At 66.9% G+C, this 20,362-nt stretch carries 18 protein-coding genes; 4 read left to right on the top strand and 14 right to left on the bottom strand.

The window, feature by feature from the left end; translation table 11 throughout:
• The first annotated feature begins 125 nt into the window (after nucleotides 1-125).
• Both ACFYNO_RS38805 and ACFYNO_RS38810 read left to right on the top strand, forming a co-directional pair.
• Nucleotides 126-509, top strand: a complete 384-nt coding sequence (locus ACFYNO_RS38805; RefSeq protein ID WP_388022862.1) for a transposase — start codon at nucleotides 126-128, stop codon at nucleotides 507-509.
• Nucleotides 510-529: 20 nt separating this feature from the next.
• On the top strand, nucleotides 530-1,534 hold the full coding sequence (locus ACFYNO_RS38810) for an IS3 family transposase (RefSeq protein ID WP_388022865.1): 1,005 nt from the start codon (nucleotides 530-532) through the stop codon (nucleotides 1,532-1,534).
• 812 nt (nucleotides 1,535-2,346) lie between these two features.
• Here the strand turns inward: ACFYNO_RS38810 and ACFYNO_RS38815 are convergent.
• The 12 genes from ACFYNO_RS38815 to ACFYNO_RS38870 form a co-directional block, all read right to left on the bottom strand.
• Nucleotides 2,347-4,062, bottom strand: coding sequence for a UvrD-helicase domain-containing protein (locus tag ACFYNO_RS38815; RefSeq protein WP_388022867.1), 1,716 nt, complete (start codon nucleotides 4,060-4,062; stop codon nucleotides 2,347-2,349).
• Nucleotides 4,052-5,884: an ATP-dependent endonuclease gene (locus ACFYNO_RS38820; protein ID WP_388022870.1), complete on the bottom strand. Its 1,833-nt coding sequence runs from the start codon at nucleotides 5,882-5,884 to the stop codon at nucleotides 4,052-4,054. The genes ACFYNO_RS38815 and ACFYNO_RS38820 overlap by 11 nt, the downstream gene beginning before the upstream one ends.
• Nucleotides 5,885-6,365: 481 nt before the next feature.
• Nucleotides 6,366-8,789: a DEAD/DEAH box helicase family protein gene (locus ACFYNO_RS38825; protein ID WP_388022871.1), complete on the bottom strand. Its 2,424-nt coding sequence runs from the start codon at nucleotides 8,787-8,789 to the stop codon at nucleotides 6,366-6,368.
• The gene (locus ACFYNO_RS38830; protein WP_388022950.1) at nucleotides 8,786-10,378 is read right to left on the bottom strand and encodes a site-specific DNA-methyltransferase; all 1,593 of its coding nucleotides are present in this window, start codon (nucleotides 10,376-10,378) and stop codon (nucleotides 8,786-8,788) included. Before ACFYNO_RS38830 ends, ACFYNO_RS38825 begins: the two co-directional genes overlap by 4 nt.
• A 200-nt stretch (nucleotides 10,379-10,578) precedes the next feature.
• Nucleotides 10,579-11,145, bottom strand: coding sequence for an ATP-binding protein (locus ACFYNO_RS38835; RefSeq protein WP_388022872.1), 567 nt, complete (start codon nucleotides 11,143-11,145; stop codon nucleotides 10,579-10,581).
• Between the two features lie 152 nt (nucleotides 11,146-11,297).
• Complete coding sequence (locus tag ACFYNO_RS38840; protein ID WP_388022873.1) at nucleotides 11,298-12,032, bottom strand: class I SAM-dependent methyltransferase; 735 nt, start codon at nucleotides 12,030-12,032, stop codon at nucleotides 11,298-11,300.
• 35 nt (nucleotides 12,033-12,067) lie between these two features.
• Entirely contained in the window at nucleotides 12,068-12,754 is a 687-nt protein-coding gene (locus ACFYNO_RS38845) for a class I SAM-dependent methyltransferase (RefSeq protein WP_388022876.1), read from the bottom strand.
• Between the two features lie 43 nt (nucleotides 12,755-12,797).
• A complete protein-coding gene (locus tag ACFYNO_RS38850; RefSeq protein ID WP_388022878.1) occupies nucleotides 12,798-14,165 on the bottom strand; it encodes a hypothetical protein in 1,368 nt (455 codons plus the stop codon).
• A 2-nt stretch (nucleotides 14,166-14,167) separates the two neighbouring features.
• A complete protein-coding gene (locus ACFYNO_RS38855) occupies nucleotides 14,168-14,932 on the bottom strand; it encodes a hypothetical protein (protein ID WP_388022880.1) in 765 nt (254 codons plus the stop codon).
• Between the two features lie 43 nt (nucleotides 14,933-14,975).
• A complete protein-coding gene (locus ACFYNO_RS38860) occupies nucleotides 14,976-15,560 on the bottom strand; it encodes a hypothetical protein (RefSeq protein WP_388022882.1) in 585 nt (194 codons plus the stop codon).
• A gap of 149 nt (nucleotides 15,561-15,709) precedes the next feature.
• Nucleotides 15,710-16,009: a hypothetical protein gene (locus ACFYNO_RS38865; protein ID WP_388022883.1), complete on the bottom strand. Its 300-nt coding sequence runs from the start codon at nucleotides 16,007-16,009 to the stop codon at nucleotides 15,710-15,712.
• 78 nt (nucleotides 16,010-16,087) lie between these two features.
• On the bottom strand, nucleotides 16,088-16,597 hold the full coding sequence (locus tag ACFYNO_RS38870) for a nucleoside-diphosphate kinase (RefSeq protein WP_033346890.1): 510 nt from the start codon (nucleotides 16,595-16,597) through the stop codon (nucleotides 16,088-16,090).
• A 423-nt stretch (nucleotides 16,598-17,020) separates the two neighbouring features.
• Here ACFYNO_RS38870 and ACFYNO_RS38875 point away from each other — a divergent pair, with 423 nt between their 5' ends.
• The gene (locus ACFYNO_RS38875) at nucleotides 17,021-17,686 is read left to right on the top strand and encodes an NUDIX hydrolase (protein WP_388022951.1); all 666 of its coding nucleotides are present in this window, start codon (nucleotides 17,021-17,023) and stop codon (nucleotides 17,684-17,686) included.
• A complete protein-coding gene (locus ACFYNO_RS38880) occupies nucleotides 17,683-18,096 on the top strand; it encodes an NUDIX hydrolase (protein WP_388022885.1) in 414 nt (137 codons plus the stop codon). Before ACFYNO_RS38875 ends, ACFYNO_RS38880 begins: the two co-directional genes overlap by 4 nt.
• Before the next feature lie 59 nt (nucleotides 18,097-18,155).
• Here ACFYNO_RS38880 and ACFYNO_RS38885 read toward each other — a convergent pair whose 3' ends face one another.
• Both ACFYNO_RS38885 and ACFYNO_RS38890 read right to left on the bottom strand, forming a co-directional pair.
• Nucleotides 18,156-18,482 carry a hypothetical protein gene (locus ACFYNO_RS38885; protein ID WP_388022887.1) on the bottom strand — a complete coding sequence of 109 codons (327 nt, stop codon included), beginning with the start codon at nucleotides 18,480-18,482 and terminating at the stop codon, nucleotides 18,156-18,158.
• Nucleotides 18,483-18,632: 150 nt separating this feature from the next.
• Nucleotides 18,633-20,354: a relaxase/mobilization nuclease domain-containing protein gene (locus tag ACFYNO_RS38890; RefSeq protein WP_388022888.1), complete on the bottom strand. Its 1,722-nt coding sequence runs from the start codon at nucleotides 20,352-20,354 to the stop codon at nucleotides 18,633-18,635.
• Between the last annotated feature and the right edge of the window lie 8 nt (nucleotides 20,355-20,362).

Consider the following 20,362-nt stretch of genomic DNA (forward strand, 5'->3'; position numbering starts at 1 on the left):
CCTTGTCGGCCAACTCAACCAGCTTGGCTACCAAGTCTCGCTCCAATCGGTGGAGGTGGCCTGACCTGCAGAAACAGTGGATTTTCGTATCAGCCTGAGAGGGCCCGAGTAGGAGTTCCACCCTGATGACCAGCAGCAATCCGTCCGCAGCCGACCCGGCTCCCCGGCCGAAGCGCCGCACGTTCAGCCCCGAGTACAAGCTGCGGATCGTCGCCGAGTACGACGCCGCGCCCGAGGGCGAGAAAGGCGCGGTCCTGCGCCGCGAGCGCCTGTACCACTCGCACGTCACCGAGTGGCGGGCCGCGCGGGACGCCGGGGCCCTGGAGAACCTGGTCGACCGCCGCACGAACCCGGCCCGCCCGAAGAAGTCCGCCACCGAGGTCGAGAACGAGAAGCTGCGTCGGCAGGTGGAACGACTGGAGAAGGAACTCGCCCGGAACAAGGCCGCGCTGGAGGTCCTGGGAAAAGCGTCGGCGCTCTTGGAAATGATCTCCGAGGGCGCGGACTGAACCACGCCGCCGACCCGGTCGTGGACGAGGCGTTCGCCGGCCTCGAACACGAGCTGGGCATCACGGCCGCGTGCCGGCTGACCGGCCGCTCCCGGGCCACCCACTACCGCAAGCTGAAACCGCCACCCGTGCGCGGGGCCAGGTCGTCCCAGGTCCAGCCGTCGGCCCTGACGGCCGAAGAGCGCGACGCGGTACTGGAGTTGATGAACAGCCCCGAGTACGCCGAGCTGCCACCCGCACAGATCTGGGCCCGCGAGCTGGATACCGGGCGCTACCACTGCTCGGTCTCCACGATGTACCGGATCCTGCGCGAGCGCGGGCAGTCGGGCGAGCGCCGCCGCCAGGCCACCCACCCGGCCAAGACGGTGCCCGAACTGGTCGCCGACGGCCCCTCCCAGGTGTTCACCTGGGACATCACCAAAGCCGCCGGCCCCAGGAAGGGCATCTGGTACCACGCCTACGTCGTCATCGACATCTTCAGCCGCTACATCGTCGGCCACACCGTCGAACTGGCCGAGTCGGCCGAGCGGGCGGAGCAGTTGATCCGCGAGACCATCGCGCGCAACGGCATCGTCCCCGAGACCGTGCATGCCGACCGGGGCACCTCGGTGACGTCGAAGAAAGTCTCCCAGCTGCTGATCGATCTCGGCGTCACCAGGAGTCACTCACGCCCCAAGGTCTCCAACGACAACCCCTACAGCGAGGCCCAGTTCAAGACCACCAAGTACATGTCCGACTATCCCGAACGGTTCGATTCCCTGGCCCACGCCCGCGAATGGTTCGACGCCTTCATCTCGTACTACAACCACGAGCACCGACACTCGGGCATCGGACTTCACACGCCCGCCAGCGTCCACTTCGGCACCGCCGAACAGGTCCGCGACCAGCGGGCCGTCACCCTCGCCGAGGCCTACGCACGGCATCCCGAACGCTTCGGCCGCCACCCCCGACCACCCGAGATCCCGAAGACGGCATGGATCAACGACCCAGCCAAGCGCAGGGAACCCGCACCACAAACCTCATAGCGTCACGACCGTCTCACTTGACTTGAAATCTTCCGCACCTCGCGCACCGATGGACGAGAGCGGAGCGGCTTCTGGGCGTAGCGATACCACTCGCAGTCACCGCCCCACCGTCGCGCACAGGTGCTGGACCAGTCGCCCGCACCCCGGCGAGTCACGCCAGCCCCGCCCGTGAGCGGTTGGCCGTGCGGCAGACGACCGCAGCTGGCCGAGGCGGCACACGGCTGCTGAAACTGTCGCATCACAGCGCCCGCTTGTCGGATGCCAACAACAGCGGCGCTCTCTTATGCCTCTCGAGATGGGTTCCGCGTCCCACGCCAGAACCCCCGCTGCACAGATGGCCGCACCTCGGCCGCACCTATCGCCTGATAGCACATCAGATGCGAGGCAGTCACCCACAAACCCGCAGGTCAGTACCTAGTACAGTCCGATGCTACTGAGAGTCGGCAAGCCGTGACCTACGCACTCCGTGCATAGCCTCAAAGCGTCGCATTCGAGCGCATTCCATGGTCAGCAAAAGCAAAGAACCCCAGGTCAGAGGCCTAATCTAGGGTTCTTCCTTGGAGCCGCCTATGGGATTCGAACCCATGACCTACGCATTACGAGCCCGGCAGTGATCATGATGGCTGCTGCCAGCATCGATCGCTTGGTGATAAACCCGCAGGTCAGATAGTTGCGCCGTGATCCACGATCCCGCCCGAACCGGCATGTGCTGCCCCATCCGCTCACGCATCGCTCACGCAGAGACTCCCGCGTCCGAGGCAACGCACCTGTGCCTTCATCGCTGTCGGCGGCGTGTCGACGGTTCTCGCCGGTCATGGCGTACGGGTGCCGCACAGGGCCTGGCCGTCCTGGGGTCGCACGAAGAGGACGAGTGAGCGCGCCCTGGTAATGGCGACGCGAAGGAGGCGGCGTTGCGCCAGGATCCGTTCCGCATCCCAGGCGGGGTCGAGCAGGCGCCCAGCGTAAGGGCCTTCGTAGATAACGACTCCGTCGAACTCCTTGCCCTTTGATCGGTGCATGCTCATCAGGGCTACGGGCTCCGTGGGCTGCTGTGAGGCGGTGAGGGCTTCCGCGCCCAGGACTGCGCGTACGGCGGCGACAGCACCGTTGTAGGAAGCTGTTCCGTCCCAGGAGTCGGTCAGGGCCCAGGCGAGGGCGTCGGTGGCGTTCAGCAGGCGCAGAAGCTGGGCGTGCTTGAGGACTTCGTCGAGTTCGGCGGACCCGGTGAGGCGAGCGCGGGCGGTCTTCCAGTCGGTTACGGGCTGCCCGGTGAACGAGATTCCGGCGTCGTAGGCCGCAACGAGCGCGTTGACGGTCTTGGACCGGATGGGCTTGCCTGCGATCAGAGCCGTCAGGCCGTTCTCCATCGCATTGATCTTGCTGCGGGCGCCAGTGGTGCCGCCGGCGAGCTTCTCGCGGTAGAAGTCGGCGATGCTCCGCGCGGTGCCAATGATTGCCTCGGTGCGCGTCAGGCCGGGCCACTCCATGATGGATGCGACCGTGTAGCCCGCGGCGGCGGATAGCTCGGGATCCCATTGGAGTGCGTGGTCCACCGCTGGGATCGTCCCGCTCTCTGCCTGTCGCTCTGTCGACAGAGCCTCGGAGACGGACCAGAGGATGGAGTTCACGCTGGCAAGGATGGCGACGGTGGGTGTCCGGCCGAGCCGTTCGGTCAGGTGCTTGCGCATGGCAACAACGCCCCGGTGGACGACCACAGGCCCGGGGACGCCCCACCCTGGGGTGTAGGTCCAGGTGAAGACGCCGTTGGGCTTGGGGTGCGGGATGTTACGCAGGACAGCGTTGGCGAAGTCGAGCAGCCCTCCCGCTGGGCTTCGGTGGTTGTCCTTGGACAGGTCGAACGACGTCGGCTTCAGGTGCTCGATCGCCTCGTCGAGGCGTCCCTCCTCGACGCCCTCCAGATGTCCGAAGATCCGCTGGTCGGGGTCGGCGAGGCAGATCACGGTGGAGGTAGAGCTCAGCGCCTTGATCACGCGCCACTGATCGGTGTTGGTGTCTTGGAATTCATCGACGATGATCAGTGGGTAGACGCTGCTGTATAGGGCCCGCAGGGATGCGCTGCGTTCCAGAAGATCTGCCGTCGCGTCCGCGAGCAGATCAAAGACGTACCTGCCTTCCTCGGCGGCAAGCCTGCGCCGCTCGGCCTCCCAGTCCCCGTCGAAATCTGCTTTCAGCTGCCGCTCGCGGTCGGGAGCGATGAACCTGGACGGCTGGCCGGTCAGCAGTCGGCCGTGGGTTCGGACGATCTCGAGGAACGAGGCGTGGAAGGTCTTTACCTCCAGTCGTTCGCGTCCGATGCGATCGAACACTCCGGCCATACGGTCAGTGATCTGGCGAACTGCGGCCCTCGAAAAACTCAGGAAGAGCACGCGTTGCTCGTCTTCGAGGGTGCCGAGTGTCTTCCGGGCTTTGAGGAGCGCGATCGACGTCTTCCCGCAGCCAGGCCCGCCAACGATGACAAGATGGCCAGCCGAGTCGAGGATCTCCTGCCTGACCTCGTCAATCCTCATCGGACACGCCCGCCAGCGTTCCGTCCTCGCCACCGGTGGCTTCGGTACTGGCCCCGGAGCGGAGGTCGTTATCGATAGCGAGCAGGAAGTCGGCCAGGACTGCCGGCAGGTCGCTGCGGCTCTTGCACTCGGCGATGAGCAAGGCACCGTACCCGTCGCCCTTGCGGGCTGCGAGGACGGCAGCGGTCAGGGAGCTAACCTGCTCTTCGCTAGCCCCGGCCACCGGGCGTGCACACCCGCTCGGGTAGTCGTCGCGCTGGGCGACTGCGTCGAGGAATCGCCGTTGGACATCCACGGGCACTTCCGCCACCAGGAGACTCTCGACGCCCTTGTACGCAAGCTCCTCGTAGTGCGTGAAGTCGGTCGTTTTGGCAGCGAGTGCCGCTGTGAGCGGCTTGTTCGGCTGGTCGTGGATGCCGTAGACCGGCTTGTTCAACGCCTTGAAAACCGGCGCGAATAGCGGCACGTTGACGTCGCTCTGGGCGTCGAAGACGGTGATACCGGCGAGGTCGATGTGAACGTAGTCGGGTACCGCCGGGTCAGCCTCCAGGACGTCCGACACAGCAGGGAACAGCGCCGCCTCCGTGGCCCCCTCGACCACCAAGACCGCGCGGGCCAGGATTGCTTCGGCGAACTGGCGGCGATACAAGCGGTACTTGCTCGGCTTGAAGTCCGGCGGAAGCGCGATGCCCCGGCTGGTCAATGCGCCCCGCCCGTCCCGGGTGATGACGACTGTTCGGGAAGGTGCGAACTTCTCGATGACGTAGGGCGAGTGGGAGGTGACGATGACCTGGCCCATGTTCTTCAGGACGAAGTCCACCAGTCGCCGCTGGGCGTGGGGCGGCAGAGCGATCTCCGGCTCCTCGATCGCGAAGATCACTGACTTGTCGCCCTTGAGCTCGGCGATGTAGGTGAGCAGAGCGAACACCAGGAGGTTCAAGGAGCCCGTGCTGAGTCGGTTGAACGGCACCGAGTGGGTGCTGGGCTGTGTCGCAATGAACAGGCGCAGGACCTCGCGCAGATGCTCCCGGGTGATCTCCGAGGCGCGGAAGTCCACCGGGTCGGGAGCATCACCCAGGGTTACGAACCGGTTGATCCGCTCGTGGATCTCGGTCCGGATCTTGTCGAACCCGGAGTCCGCGGCGGCGATGGTGACCTGGTCCAGGGTGCGTAGAGTGCTTTCCCAGAGCGGGCCAGCCAGCTCGGCTTCCAGGCGGACGATGGTGTCCAGCAATGAACCGCGCTGGAATGTGAGCGCACGATTCCCGGTCCGGTTGGGCCGCAGGTAGAGGAAGCCGCAGTGCCTCTTGTCGGCGCGGGTGAACGGCTTCAGGCCGGCGCCGAGTGCCGCTGTGTCGTCGGCGGTTGGCTCGTCCGCCAGGTTCTCGGGGTGGGCGAAGAAGGTCCCCCCGACGAAGTCGTCCTCCTGCGGGTCGTAGCGGCCGCAGAAGACCACAGGCAGACACCACTCGGCTGAATCGGCTTCTTGGAGGCTGTTCGGGCCAAGATCAAGGAAGTCGTTAGTCCGGCGGGACCACAGGCGCAGATGGCTGCCGAACCGCCGCTGGGCAACCTCCGACAAGTCAGTGAGGACGACCTCGATCCGGACCTCCGGCAGCTCTCCGTCGTGCTCCTGGTATTGCGCGCCGAAGAAGTCGTACTCGTCGATCACCGGGCGCCGGGCCATCCGTTCAGGGCCCAGGACCAGATCCAGCGCTTCGCAGATGGTCGACTTTCCCGCGCTGTTGGATCCGGCCAGCAGGCAGTGGCCGTCCAGGAAGACGGCCCCCTGCTTGATGCCACGGAAGTTCTGCAACTGCAATCGCCGGACCTGCACGCACCGCCCCGCTCTCCAGGGCCCGGACGGCCCTGAACCGTGTTCCCGTGCTACGGCCGCACGCGCACTCGGGCAGCGATGCGCCGAAATTGTACGAAAGTGTACCCGGTGTAGCCGCCGGGCGAGCGTGCTGGCGGAAGGAGGTCGGGTGACGTTACGAAGGTTCCAAGCCGAATTTGCTCAATCATCGCTGCGGCAGCCGTAAGCGTGTCCGGACCGCGCCAAGCCACGCCTCGGCCCCGGAACGACCGCCACGACAACTGACCGTACGTATATGCGGCGTGGAAGCTGAATATCTCGCCCGCCTCTGGCCCTCGCCTCACCGGTGGATGGGGAGGATTGCAGCACTCAGACACATGCTGCCGGGCTTACGCCAGGGATTGGGCGCATACGCTCAACGTGCCAGTGCTCTGTCGTCTGGACTCACGCCGACGCGAGCCCAGGCGACAGAGCGCAGTCATGCCTGCTACTCCGGCTTGGAGAGAGCAAGAAGGGAGTCCCAACTCCCCTCCGCTCCCTTGATGATGCTCTCAGTCGCGAAGATGTACCGCCAGGTTCCGAACCTGCCATCGTCCCGGACGAAGCGAGCCCACTCCTCAGCAGCCCGCTTCTTGTCCTGCACCTCAGGATCGTTGGCGCGGTCGTTCGCTTTCCCTTCAACGACCCAGTACGTTCCTTCGGCATCGAGGACGACGAAGTCCGGGTAGTACTTCTTCCCGCTGTCCCGCTCGATCCAGACCTCGCTGCGGTCGTAGTTTCGCAGCCACCACTTCACCTTCGGGCTTCCGTCGAAGAGGTGCGCGAGGGCGTACTCAGTGCTCCGCGCGTCGAAGGATGCCACGGGTTCGATCGACCGATCCCAGTCCCCGTACCAGAGGTCCTTACGGTAGTTAGCCCACTTGGTCACTACGTTCGACGGCATTGGCGGTGGCGGCACGGCAGGGACATGAACCTCTACGAACCTGTAGGTCGGCCGGAGCTTGCGGTTGTCATACGCAGCCTTGACGAGCTTCCCCAATGAGGCAGCGGCCTGGCGTGCCCGCAGCTCCCCCCACTCGTGCTGCTGGTCCTCAGAGGTGACCCCAGCCCCAGCGAGGAACTCACGAACCACACGGTTGGCAGCCTGGTACTCGGGGGCACTTTCCTCGGCGTAGCCGCTGTTCCAGATCCGGTCATAGAGGTCGTTCCGGAGTTCCGTGATGGATACATGCCGCTGCGTGGCGTCCACGGACTCCGCTGCGGTCACGCGGACACCGACGGTACCGTCCAGGGCACGCTGGGCTTCCATCGCCTGTCGTGTAAGCGTTACCTCGAACTCGTGGCTGTACGCGGCGCCTTCGGCCCGCGCGCTGGCGTTATCGATGAAACTGAACGAGAACTTGACCGGCAGGATCTCTTGCTCCCGGCGGGGGAAGCGAATGGTCGGCGCCCCGTCGACCTTGGACCGAAGGGTAGTGACAGCCTTCAGGTCCCGCTCGCCCTGTGTCACCACGTCGGCCATGCACTCAACCTGAAGGAGCAGGTCGCCCTCGATGGTGTCACCATCAACGGTGCGGGGCCGGGAGGTGAAGCTCAGCACGTCCTGCTGAGCTTCCGGAGCCGCAGGCCCCGCGGTGGCCGTTGGCTGGGGGCGGTCCTCGTCGATGCCACCGCCGCCGGCCGGCAGCACCTTCTGGAGGAGGGCGTCCTTGTTCTCCAGCAGCTGGCGGTATGACTCGTGTGCAACTAGATCGACCGTGTCGACCATCGGCGTTCCTACGCGGCGCCCGTAGGGCAACCTGAGTCCGCGCCCCAGGACCTGTTCGGTCAGGGTCTCCGACGCGAGGGCTCGCAGGCCGACGATCACCCCGATATTCTTGACGTCCCAGCCTTCCTTGAGCATGTTGACCGAGACGACGGCACGCACGGGAGAACCAGGCTCCTCGACGTCGGCAAGGGCACGGAGGGCCACGTCGCTCGACTCCGAGGTGATTGTGAGGACCTGGCCCTCACTGGGGAACATGTCGTCGGCGGTCAGCCTCTCCGAAACCCGCACGGCATCCGAGATGTCGCGGCACACGACGAACAGCACTGGGTGAACAGGCGTCCTGCCCTGGGTTTCCGCCCAGGCCGTCCACGCAGCATCCTTTATGCGAAGCAGGTGGCAAGCGTCAGCCAGCACCGTTTGCTCGTCCTTGCGGCCGTCAGGCCGATAGACGATCACCGGGATCTTCACGTAGCCGTCAGCGATGGCCTCGGCCAGCGTGTACCGGAAGATCGGCTCAACGCCGCCAGCCGGCGTAGCGGTCAAGCCGACGACGGCCCGCGCCCCCAGGTCGTTGATGGCCTTATTGAACGACTTGGCCCGTGCGCTGTACACGTGGTGCTCATCAGCAATCACCACGAGGTCGTCGACCTCCTGGAGGTGCTGATACAGGCCGGTTCCGATGAACTCGTCCTGTGCGCGGACCTTGCGGGACGTCTTGTCGGACGGACGGATCAACTGCTGCACGTTGAACACGAACAGTTTGGTCACCGTGTCGTCGTGCAGGGCATCGCCGACCTGGCCCCGGGAAAAATTGTCCGAGGTGATGACAAGAGGCTCGGTAGCCCCGCCAGAGACATACTTCGGGTGTCCCGGGGTAAAGTTCGCGACCGTCTTGTCCTGGATCGTCGTGCCAGGGGTCACCACCAGGATGTTACGGACACCATTGGCAGCTAGGTAGTCCACGAGGCCGACCAGAATGTAGGTCTTCCCCACCCCTGTAGCGAGATCGCAGACTACCTCGCGCCCGTCACCGGGGCTGATCGTCTCAGCAATCGCGTGGATCGCCTTGGTGTTCGGGGTACGAAGGTCCAGCTCCCCGGCGATCTCTTCCACAAGGCCCGCGTTGTAGTGAATCCAAGTCATCGGACAGCCCTCCCCCGACGCACCAAGTCACGCGGCGCCTTCAGTACACGGGAGCCCGCGCTGAGATCAGCGACGAGCTGCTCCGCCTCTGGTGTCACACCCTTGCCCACAAGAACCGCACGCTCCCCTTCGTCCAGTTGTCCAAGAACACCGCGAGCAACGACCTCGTCGATCACACCGTCGATCACGGCCAGTCGAGTCCGACCTCGACCGGCACAGAACGGGCCGCCGTCAACGCCTTCATAGGTGAATCCCAGCTGGGCGGCGACCATCTCAGCGAAGTCGTCACCATTGGCCCATTCAGCCAGGAACACCCGGCCGTCGAAGATCTCGAAGGCGGCAGGTGCCACCTCCATGCTGCGGAAACCACCGCCACCTCCCCAGGCGACGGCCTTCGTCACGCCCCCCAGGTCGTCCCCGCAGACCACCTTCTCAAGGCGAGGACGGGTGAAAGTCTCTACGGTCTCTCCGGAAATCTCCGCAGTAACCCAGCGCCGGCCCATCTTGTGAGCCACCGCTGCGGTGGTGCCAGAGCCGGCAAACACGTCGACGACGATGTCGTCCGGTTCGGTGGCGATCTGGATCACACGCTTCAGCAACGCCTCGGGCTTCGGGGTCGAGAAAATTCGCGAGCGATCAAACAGCCGCGTTACCTCGCCCTTCGCCTGCCGGTTATCCCCGACCTCGTCGTGGGTCCAGAAGGTCGTCGGCACAAGGCCTCCCAGCTCCGACTGGAAGCGCTTTCGGAACGGGAATGTCCGACCCGTCTTGCCCCACCAAAGCCGATCGTCTGCCCGCAGGGTCTCGAATGTCTCCCTGGAACACGACCACCACCGGTTTCCTCGGGGAGAAAAGACATCCCCGTGCGGTCCGACCACCTCGTACCGGCCATCCTCGTAGGCATGCGAGGCGGTGAGGTCCGATCTGCGCCACGGCCCACGAGGATCGTTGTCCGGATTCCAGAACTCCTGATCGCTCAGCTCGGTTCGGTCGATCCTGTTGAGCACCAGGTCGCTCTTGGAACGGGCGTACACCAGCAGATAGTCGTGCACGGCAGAGAAGTGCTGAGCCGAGTTGTTCCGTGCATGGATCTTCTGCCACACGACGGTGCCCACGAAGTTTCCCCGCCCGAAGATCTCATCCATGAGTACGCGGCAGTAGGCCATCTCGGCGTCGTCCAGGTGCACCCAAACGGATCCCCCCGGGGCGAGCAGTTCCCGGATGAGCAGAAGCCGATCGCGCATCATGGTCAGCCAGACCGAGTGCTCAAGGGCATCGTCGTAATGCTGGAATGCCTGACCAGTGTTGAAAGGCGGGTCGATGTAGACGAGCTTGACCTTGCCACGGTATTGCTCGGCGTACTCAGGGACGCGGGTGAGCGCCCGGAGAGCGTCATTGCTATCGCCATGGATAAGCAGATTGTCGGACGCTGTACCGGTGATCTCGCCGCACTTGCCGGTCTCGCGGAGGAGGCGGACCTCGGTGACTCTCGGGTCCTGACGAGAGACCCACTCGTACCCGCCGTCCGCTGTGTTGAGCAGGGCCTCTTCCCTGCCGACCCACGACAGGGCCAGGCGCCCACTCGCCACGTACAACCACTCTCCTTGGAACTCGGGCGGTCCCGCACTGCTGGAGGCGGAGCCGTATTGCTTCTGGCAACGGTACCGGGACTGTGTGACAGGTGGGACGCATCAGGCCGATTCGATCTCCGTGCCCGTCACGCGGGCAGGCGGATGTGGCACGTACACGCCAGCCCGTGATGCCGCTCAGATGGACGCTTCGTCCTCCGCTACAGCTCACGCAGGCCGACCAGCACCCTGCCGATCAGCAGGGGGTCGGAGATCGGGCCGGTAGCTTCGGTGGGTTGCCCACGTTCCTTGGCCTGCCCCGTGCGGCCTGAACCTGACCGCCCGGAACCGTGAAGGAGAAGTTCCGCCCAGACGACCTTGCCCACCGCCGTGGCGGGATAGTAGTAGCCCCAGCGATTGGCCATCTCGCTCACCAGGAACAGCCCGCGTCCGCCAGTGGCCTCCACGCCCACCTCGCGCCTTACTGGCGGCCGGGGGTCGTGGTCTGCGACTTGGACGAGCAGGCCCGTTCCCGTCAGCTGGAGGGTGAGGGTGAACGTGCTGACGGCGGAAAGGCTCGAGTATCCGGTGCTCTGCGGCTCGTTGTCGGCCGGGTGACGGACCGCGTTGGTGGTGAGCTCGGAGACGATGAGGTTGGCCGTCTCGATGACAGCGCCCGGGATCTGCCACCGGCGCAGGATGTCGGCGGAGTGCCGGCGGGCCCAGGGCACCGCGTTCGGGGTATCGGCCAAGGTCAGGTGGCTGATGTACGAATGGCCTTGAGACATGAGGTGCCTCCCGCTCGGGGCTGCGTAGGCGTGCAGGTGCCTGCTGTTGGCGTTGATCAGTGGTCCCGCCGTCCCGTGGTGGCCGGATTGCCGGCCACCACGGTCAGAGGTCCTGTGCGCTCCCGTGCGGATCGCTCTCGCGGGCTACGCGGCTACTTCATGGCGACCACGTAGACGCTGGCCCACTGGCGCTTCGGGTTGGCCATCACGGGGTCGAAGGTCCACGGCTCGACGGTGCGGAAGCCCGCCTCGGTGAAGAGCTGGGCGAGCTTCTCGTGGTCGTACGCCCAGTAGTGGGGGTTGTAGGTCGGGTCGTCGTCCTGGTCGCGGAAGACGTAGTTGATGAGGTCGAGGTAGGTGTTCATGTCGCCTCGGCACTGCCGCTTGGCGTACCACCGTTCGATCATCTCGGCGGCCCGCTCCGGCGGCGCCGGGTACTCGTTCAGGACGAAGGCGGGGTCGGGGACGCCGGTGATGAGCTGGCCTCCGGGCGCGAGGACGCGGTGGGCCTCGCGGGCGTAGGACTTGGCGGAGCGGGGGTAGTCGATGTGTTCCAGGAAGTGCTCGGAGAACACCGTCTCGGTGCTGGCGTCGGCGAGCGGGATGCCCTCGCGCACGTCCCACAGGAGGTCGGCCGGCGGGACGATGTCGATGTTGAAGAAGCCGTCGATGCGGTGTCCGCCGCCGCCGATCTGAACCTTGGTGGGACCGGGCGTGAGGACGCAGTCGGGCAGGGCGGCGACGCTGGCCCGGTGGTGGCGGTGCAGTTCGATTTCCTTGACCGTCGCCCGGAGGGTGCGGGCGAGGCCGTGCGTGGTCGCGGGTGAGTCGAGGGCCTGGTCGAGTTGGGCGAGGAGGGCGGTTATCTGCTGGTCGTGCGGGCTCATCGAGGGTCTCGCTTCCTGGGGCGCCTGGGTGGTGGTCAGGGAGTTCGGGAGCTGAGCTGGTCGATCTTCCACAGGCCCAGCCCGTTGCCGGGGTGGTGCCGGCCGCCGTCCGTGAAGTCGGTGTCGAAGTACTCGACGGGCTCGGGCAGGTGGAACGGGGCCGCCTGAAGGTTGAGCGGGCGCCAGTGGGTGTCCGTGGTGTCGCGGTTCTCGGCTTCGCCGACGTAGGTGGTGGCGAGTAGGTAGGTCGAGCGGCTGGCCGCCACGCGGTCGAGGAACGCGAGTACCTCGTGGTGGGTGAGGTGGACGAGGCAGTCCCGTGCGATGACGAGGTCCGCAGTCGGGATGTCGTCCCTGCTCAGGTCGGCCTGTCGGAAGGAGATGCGCTTGCTGCCGTGCCGTTCCTGGTTGAGCTGGACGAGGTCGAGCACGACATCGAGGCCGACGTAGCCGTCCAGCCGGTCGAACCCGTCGACCTGGCGGATCCAGTTGACGTCACCGCATCCGGCGTCCGTGACGGTGCGGATCGGGTAGCGCGCGAGAACCGCGGAGAGGGCGGCCCGGACGGCCTCGGTCTGACGGATCTCGGAGCCGGGACCGGAGACCGACTCGGGAGATCCCCAGTGGTTGGTGCGGTAGATCTCGGTGAAGAGCGTCTCGGCGGGTTGGGTGGGTGCCGGCCAGGCAGTGGTGGACTGGGTGGCGGGGCCGTGGGTGGGCATGCGTCTCCTCTGCGATCGGTCGTCGAGGGGCGTGGGGCAGCGGTCAGCGGCTGCTGTTGCGCATGAGCGTGTACTTGATGTCGACCAGGCGCGGCGCGATGCTGAGCGCCAGTTGCTCGGTCGGGTGGAGGTGCCCGGCGTCGTCCGGCTCGGCACGCCAGACGCGGTAGTCCAGGTTCGGGTAGGCCGGGTTGATGCCGATCTCGCCCTTGGGCATCGTGCCGTTGAACGGCACGACGATGTCCATGTGGTTCCAGTAGTTCCAGGCTTGTAGGGCCTTGTGCTGGTCGAAGTAGAAGTAGAAGTCGGGGTAGCGGCCGAAGCTGCGGAGTTCGCGGTGGATGAGGTGGCCGAGCAGCGGGCCGAGCTGGATAGCGAGGCTGTCGAACTCCCAGCGTGTGCGGTGCCAGGCTTCGGGCACCTGGCCGCTGGTGAAGAGCCGGGCGGCGACGAGGTAGCTGATCCGCTCGACCATGTACGCGCGGGTGTGGTCAGCGTCGATGGTGGGGTCCACCCGCTGCAGCAGTGCCGCCAGCTGCTGTGGGCGGGGGCGGAACCTGGCGAGGTTGAACTTGCCGGCCATGTCCGGGAAGGAGGCGAACAGCATCTCCTTGTAGAGCCAGTTGTTGAACTCCCCGAGGTCGGCCAGCTGTCGGGTCCGTGCGGAGGTGGAGTGGAGCATGAGGTACTCGGCGAGGGTCTCGAAGTAGACATAGCCGAGGATCGGCAGCCGGGGGATGACCGCATCCAGCAGCTGGAGGAAGCCCTCCGTGGCCACGGTCGAGTCCTGGTAGACGATGCCGGCGGCCAGGGCCAGGAACGCGGCCGAGTTCTTGATCCTGCCGACGACGGTCTCGCGCAGGTGGTGTCGCTCGGTCTTGCTGAGCAGGTACTCCAGGTCGGTGTAGATCTGCAGGTGAATCGAGCCCAGCCGCAGGTAGTCCACGCCCGCCAATCCGCGGTACGCCTGGGGCGGCGCGGTGATCTCGAAGATCAGCGGTGTGGGCACGCGTCCGCTCAGGCCGACCTTGGCGAGGGAGGCCGGGGCCTCCTTGGTGAGGACGTAGGCGGCCAGATTGTGCATGCGGAAGCCGTGCTCGGTCGCTGTGAGCGGCGCGCAGTAGATGCTGCCGACGAGGCACCCGCCGGAGGGGTAGAGCACCCCCTCCTCGCTGATCTCTTCCAGGGCGTGGGTGACGTGGAGCAGGTGCAGCTTGCCGTCGCTGCTCAGGCTGTCGAAGAGCGCGTTCTTGCGGAGCAGGCTGCCGTTCGGCGTCTCGTCGGTCAGGCGCTTGTGCCAGGCGGCCGTCTGGGCTGCAAGTGGGTCGGACCGCCCGGCGTCGGGCGGCAGCGCGGAGTCGAAGAAGGCGTGCGCGTCGGCCCACAGGTCGTAGGCGTCGCGGAGGCTCACGGTTACACCAGCCCCTTCTCGGCGAGCGCGTACAGGACGGCTTCGGCGCTGCTGGCTCCGGCGAGGTGCGCGGTCTCGGAGACGGCGACGAGGTCGAAGGCCACGGCGCGGAGCTGGTCGAAGGCCGGCTCACGAACGTGCCGCGCGTCGGGCCACCAGCTGAGCTTCGGCAGGCGGTAACGGTCGAGCGCATCCGCAGCCTTGACCAAGTCGCAGATGAGCCCGGCGCGGTGGTAGTCGGCCTGGTCGTCCAAGCAGAAGGCGCCGTACGGCACATCGTGCAGGCGGACGGCGGTTGCTGCCTGGATGATCCGCCGGGGCGTGGCCACCAAGCCGAAGTGTGTCCAGATGGTGTCGGCGTTGGCGGCCAGCCAGACGGCGGCGCGAGCACCGTGGCCACGGTCGTCCTGGTCGTGCAGGCGCTGGCAGTCGTGGATGGCTGCTGCCAGGACCACCGTGGCGGTCTCGGTGTCGTCCAGCTCGTGGATCTCAGCGAGCAGAGCGGCCAGTGCGGCGGTTCGCATGCTGTGCCGGACGCCGTGGAGCGAGTCATGCAAACGGGGTTCCGCCAGCCACGTCGCCGGAGGCGCGGACCGGCTCAGGATGTGCTTCGAGGCCGGCCGCAGGGGCGGCGGCCAGGCCGTGCCGAGGTCCGGCCGGTTGGCCTTGATCCACTCGATGGTGGCCGGGTCCATGTACTGGTGGTGCGGCAGCTGCTTGCGTGCAGCCAGGTCAACCAGACTCGTGGTCGTCGGGGTCGTGCTCATCTGTGCCCACCCCCTTCTGGTGGTCTACCGCGGTGACGTGCTCCTACCGGATCGGCGCGGCCTGGGCCTCGCGGGCCTTGCGCTCCTGCTCGGCGGCCTCGAAGGCGGCGGCGAAGTCGGCCAACTCCTGCTCGCTCATCAGCGTCACGCCGAGCTCGGCGGCGACGTCGACGATCTGGGCGGACGCCTCGTCGCGGGTGGCGTCCGGGGCACCGTCGTCGAGCAACACCTCGAACTCGGCGTGGTAGCCCCATGCCTCGCTCCACTTGAGGGCGATCTCCACGCCCTGGAAGCGGAAGTTGTGGCGGAAGTTGAACGCCTCGTGCATCGCGGACTCGAAGCCGAGCGCGTTGAACACCTTCACGGCCGCCGGGACGTCCTCTCGGGCGATCGCGAACTCGGTCTCGTGGAAGGCGGCGCCCTGGCCGATCTTGCTGCCCTTGAGGGTGATCTTGGCGGTGCCGGCAGCCGTGTTGTCCGTGACCTTCAGCAGCTGCTCGGGCAGCACGTAGAAGTAGATGTGCTTGGCGTCGTCACCCAGGTCCTCGCCGTCTTTCCGCAGGCGATCCATGAGCTGGGCGTGGGTCTCCTTGTCGAAGCGGGCGCGCATCTCGATCTCGACAGCCACGGTCGTGTCTCCTCGTTTCAGGCATGGCGGATCCAGCCGAACCAAGGCGGGGCGGCCCCTGGCTGGTCCGGATGGGTTGTATGGAGTTGGTGGTGGAGCCGGGTGGTGCGGCGGGCCGTCACTTCACCGGCCGCACCACCCGAGATGGATCAGCCCAGGTCGCCGAAGCGCTCGCGGATCACGCCGGCGTGCAGGTAGTTCGGCAGCGGGACGCCGCCGACGGCCACGCGGGTGGTCGCCACCTGGTCCTCGGTCTCGTTCGGGAAGCCCTCCAGGAGCTGGAGGCACTGCTGGACCCACTCGCGGGACTTGGGCCAGTCGCCGGTGTCGCGGAGGCGGACCGCCAGCGCGTAGGCGGTCTCGGTGGCCGCCCAGCGGTCGCTCGCCAGCTCACGCTGGAAGATCGACTCCAGCTCCTCGGCGGAGGCCAGGCGGGTCTGGTTGGTCATGGTGCCCTCTCAGATCGGACGGTGGTACCCCGGTGGTGGTCAACGCAGCGGCGTCTCAGTGGTGACGCCGCGATCGGCCTAGTTGGTGAAGATCTCGGCCAGCGTGCGGTACTCGTGCAGCTCGTCCTTGTCGAACCACAGCTCGACCTCCTGCGCGGCCTCCTCCTTGTTGCCGGAGGCGTGGACCAGGTTGGCCACGGCCTTGCCGACCGCCACGCTGCCCGCAGAGCTCATGTGCGAGAGGTCGCCGCGGATCGTGCCGGCCGGAGCCTGGTTCGGGTAGGTGCTGCCCACGATCTTCCGGACAGTGGCGATGGCGTCGTAGCCCTCCAGCACCAGGGCGATGACCGGCCCCTGCTGCATGAAGGTGGCCGTGAGGTTGTAGACCTCGGCCCCGAGCCGCTCTTCGAGGTCGAAGTAGTGCTTGCGGGTGAACTCCTCGTCCATCCACTTCATCTTGACACCGACGATCTTCAGCGCGGCATCCTCGAAGCGCGAGATGATCCGGCCCCCGAGGCCGCGTACCAGCGCGTCGGGCTTGAGCAGGACGAGCGTACGCTCGACCGTGTGGACCTGGTCCTCGGCCATCAGTTCCCTTTCAGCCTTCTGGCATTCAGACATGACGAACGATCAGTCCGTCCTGAACTGAGGTTACCGGCGCTGGCGAACCACTTTCGGCGCTCCGACCTACCCCCCGAACGGGTGAACCCTGCGCGGCCCGGTGGCGTTCGATCCGCCATCCTGGCTACACGGCGGTCTCGCGGGCTTAATCGCCCAACTCGCTGTCCTGCTTCGGGTACTCACCTAGAATCTCCGAGGGATCGGCGTGTATGTCCTGTTACTCCCAGGTGCTTCCAGGGCTCAAGTTGCCGAGATGAGCCTGGCCTTGGGGTGCCGACCGCAAGTCTTCCGGCATCCACGCCGCGCAGCGATGAAGCGCCAGTGCAGTCGATGTGCATCTTCGACGCACGCCTCCTGCACTGCAGCGACCACGACGGAGAGGGAACGGCGTTGGACGTCATCGAGGTCTGGAGCGGGCGTTACGCCTGCTTGCTCCAGTCCGCCCTCCGCCTCACCAACGAGGCTTTCGCCAATCAGCTCGGGATCGCGGTGAGAACGGTGGCCACCTGGCACGCCGACTCCTCCGTTGTGCCGAGAGCCGAGATGCAGCAGCTCCTCGACGCCGCGCACGAGAGAGCTTCCGACGCGGCTCGTCAGCGCTTCGCCCTCCTGACAGCGAAAGAACGCGGCGACGGATCCTCCGAGGACGGCACGCCAGCTGCGCAGGCCCTGCGGGTGGCCATCGCGGTTGTCCTCCGGCAAGGCGACGTGCTGCTGGTCTGCCGGCGCGACGACGACGCGTCCGGGATCACCTGGCAGTTCCCGGCTGGGGTGATCAAGCCCGGCACGAAGCCGGAGACCGCGACCGTCCGGGAGACGCTGGATGAGACCGGGGTTCACTGTGCTGTCCGCGGCAGCCTCGGCAGCCGTGTCCACCCCGTGACGGGCGTGCTGTGCGAGTACTTCCTGTGCGAGTACCTGGCTGGCGAGGCAACCAACAGCGACGCCATCGAGAACGTCGACGTGATGTGGGTTCCTCGAAACTCGGTGACCCGCTTCATCGACGCCGATACGATCTTCCCACCCATCCTGGCCGCCCTGGAGGAGCAGACGTGACACAGCAGACTGCGGAGGAACGCCCGGGTATTGCCGCCGCGATCGTGGTCCATGAAGGCCGCGTCCTGATGGTGAGGCGGCGGGTGAGCGAGGGCCAGCTCTCCTGGCAGTTCCCGGCCGGTGAGATCGAGGCCGGCGAGTCACCCGAGGAGGCGGCTGTGCGTGAGACGGCGGAGGAGACCGGACTGGGTGTGGCCGCCGTCAAGCTCCTGGGCGAGCGGGTGCATCCGAAGACCGGTCGGCTGATGTCGTACACGGCCTGCGAGGCCGTCAGCGGCACCGCCAAGGTGGTCGACACGGAGGAGCTGGACCAGCTCGCGTGGGTGGCTCTCGCCGAGATCCCCGAGTATGTGCCGTACGGGCTCTTCGAGCCGGTGCAGGCATACCTGGACATTGCGCTGACTGCCTGACCGAGGCTCAGGCTCTACGGGCGGCCACCCAGCGGGTGGCCGCCCGTAGAGCTGTTGGGCTAGTCCCAGGTGGTGCCGGCGAGCAGGCCGTCGAAGGCGAGTGCCCGCATGGCGGTGTTGTAGTCGTCCCACTCGTCCCACTCGTGTTCGGGGGCGGTGAAGTGCAGGTCGAAGTAGGCGCGGGTGAGGTCGGGCTCGTGCCATTCGGCCGCGCACCGGCAGCGGACGAAGACCTGGTGGCGGACGTTGAGCAGGAGCCAGTCGAGGCGGGCACGGCAGTCGGGGCAGATGATGGGGATGCCACGGGCATCGAGTTCGCCAGGGTGAGCGACGGCGCGGATGACGCTTCGGTGGTGGCCGTCGTGGTCGATGCCGGGGTTGATCAAGTGGTGCCCTTTCAAGTCGGTTGACGATCGGCAAGCACACAAGACGCACGGCGGCCGGGATGGTTCCCGGCCGCCACAGACGACATCAAATCGACATCTCAGCAGGGCTGTTAGCTCACTGACCGAGGATTCGGACCCGGTCGCTGGTGGTCAGCGGCGTCGAGCCTGGGTGCCGGGCTGCTGGAGGGCGGCTGTGGTACTCGGGTTGGTGATGTGGTGGCGGACGGTCGGGGCGGTGGACGAGCGCAGGAGTGCTGCCTCGACGGTGCGGTTGGGTGCGGGGTTGTAGCTGGTGTGTTGGATACGGGCGATGAGGACCTTGGCGGGCAGGCGGGCGCTGCCGAGTTCGCGGCGGGCGGCGGCGTCGGTGAGGAGCTGGTGGGGTATGTAGCCGCCGGCCTCGGCGTCGGCGAGGACTGTGGCGAGGGCGGGCCAGTTGGGGTCGGCGAGGATCCGTGTCGCGTGGTCGGGGATGGCGGCGCGGACGTCGGCGGCGAGGGTGCTGCGGGTCTGCTCCTTGGGCTGGCGTTGGGCGAGGAAGGCGAGCTGGTCGGCGGCGGCCTGGTCGTAGGCGGCCTGGAGGTGCTGGACGGTTCGGCGGGCGGCTTCGGCCTGCTGGGCGTGGCCCTTGGCGGTGTGCCAGCGCTGGGAGAGGATCGCGGCCCAGACGAGGGCTGCGACGAGGACGGCGAGGGTGCTGCCGTCCTTGCCGCTGCTGGCGTGCACGAGGTCGCGGGCCGCCTGTCGCAGACCGGCTGCCGCCGTGTGGTCTGCACGAATCTGGGAGCGCTGGGCGCGGGCGAAGGTCTTTGCTGCTGCTCGGAGTTCGGCGCGCAGGTCCTGGGGCGCGGTCTGGGCGGTGGCTTCGATCAGTTCGCCGAGGGCGGTGATGTGCGCCTGCGCTCGCGCGTCGCCGCTGTCGCCGGTGGTGTCGTGGTCGGTGGTGAAGGTGTCGAGGGCGTTGGTGGCGTGCTGCCAGCGGGTGGCGGGCTTGTTGCGGCGGGCGGTGGGGTGCTCCTCCGGTGTGCTTGCCGCGAGGAGCGCCTGGAGCTTGGGTAGGGACAGGTCGGGGGCGATCTTCCCGCCGGGGATGTAGTTCGGCTGCCCGTTGGCCTTCAGGTCGCCGGGGCGGGCGACGGAGTAGCCCTGGAGGTCGCCGGACGGGAAGCGGAGGATCTTGACCTCGATGCCATCGGCCTGGAGGTAGGTGAGGAATTCCTCCGCGCTGCTTGCGTGGGGGATGGCTGCGCGGATGCGGTCCTGGAGCCACTCTCGGCTGGTCTGTTCCCAGCCGAGGCGCTTGGCTTTGTGCATCTCGGCCTGGGTGGGGCGGCGTTCGGCGGTCCGGTCGCCGGTGCCGAGCTGGCGCAGGCCGTAGTCCTTCTCGATCTCGCGGCACTTGGCGCCGACGCGCTGGCCGCTGTTGTGGAGCTTGGGGCGGCGGCCGTCCTCGCGGACGGTGGTGGCGAGGATGTGGATGTGGTCGTCGGCGTGGCGCACGGCGATCCAGCGGCATGCCAGGTCGTCGTCCTTGGGAGCGATGCCGGCGGCCCGGACTATGCGCTCGGCGATCTCGGCCCACTCGGCGTCGGAGAGGTAGCGGTCCTCGGGTGCAGCGCGTACCGGGCAGTGCCAGACGTGGTCGGTGAGCTTCTTGCCGGGCTCGCTGTTGCGCAGGCGGACGGGCTCGTCGAGGTAGCGGGCGAGCTGGGTGAGGGTGGCGTTCTCGTCGCGGCCGGGGTCGGGCATGCCGAGCATGGCGAAACCGGCGACGATGTGCGGGTCGCGGTGCTCGTCGTGGCGGCCGGGTCCGTAGAGGTAGGCGAGCAGGCCGCGGGTGTTGGAGCCGGGCTTCTTGATGGGCGCGATCACGGCGGTGT

It is taken from the genome of Kitasatospora sp. NPDC006697 (genome assembly GCF_042869935.1).
In the GTDB taxonomy this organism is placed as follows: Bacteria; Actinomycetota; Actinomycetes; order Streptomycetales; family Streptomycetaceae; genus Kitasatospora.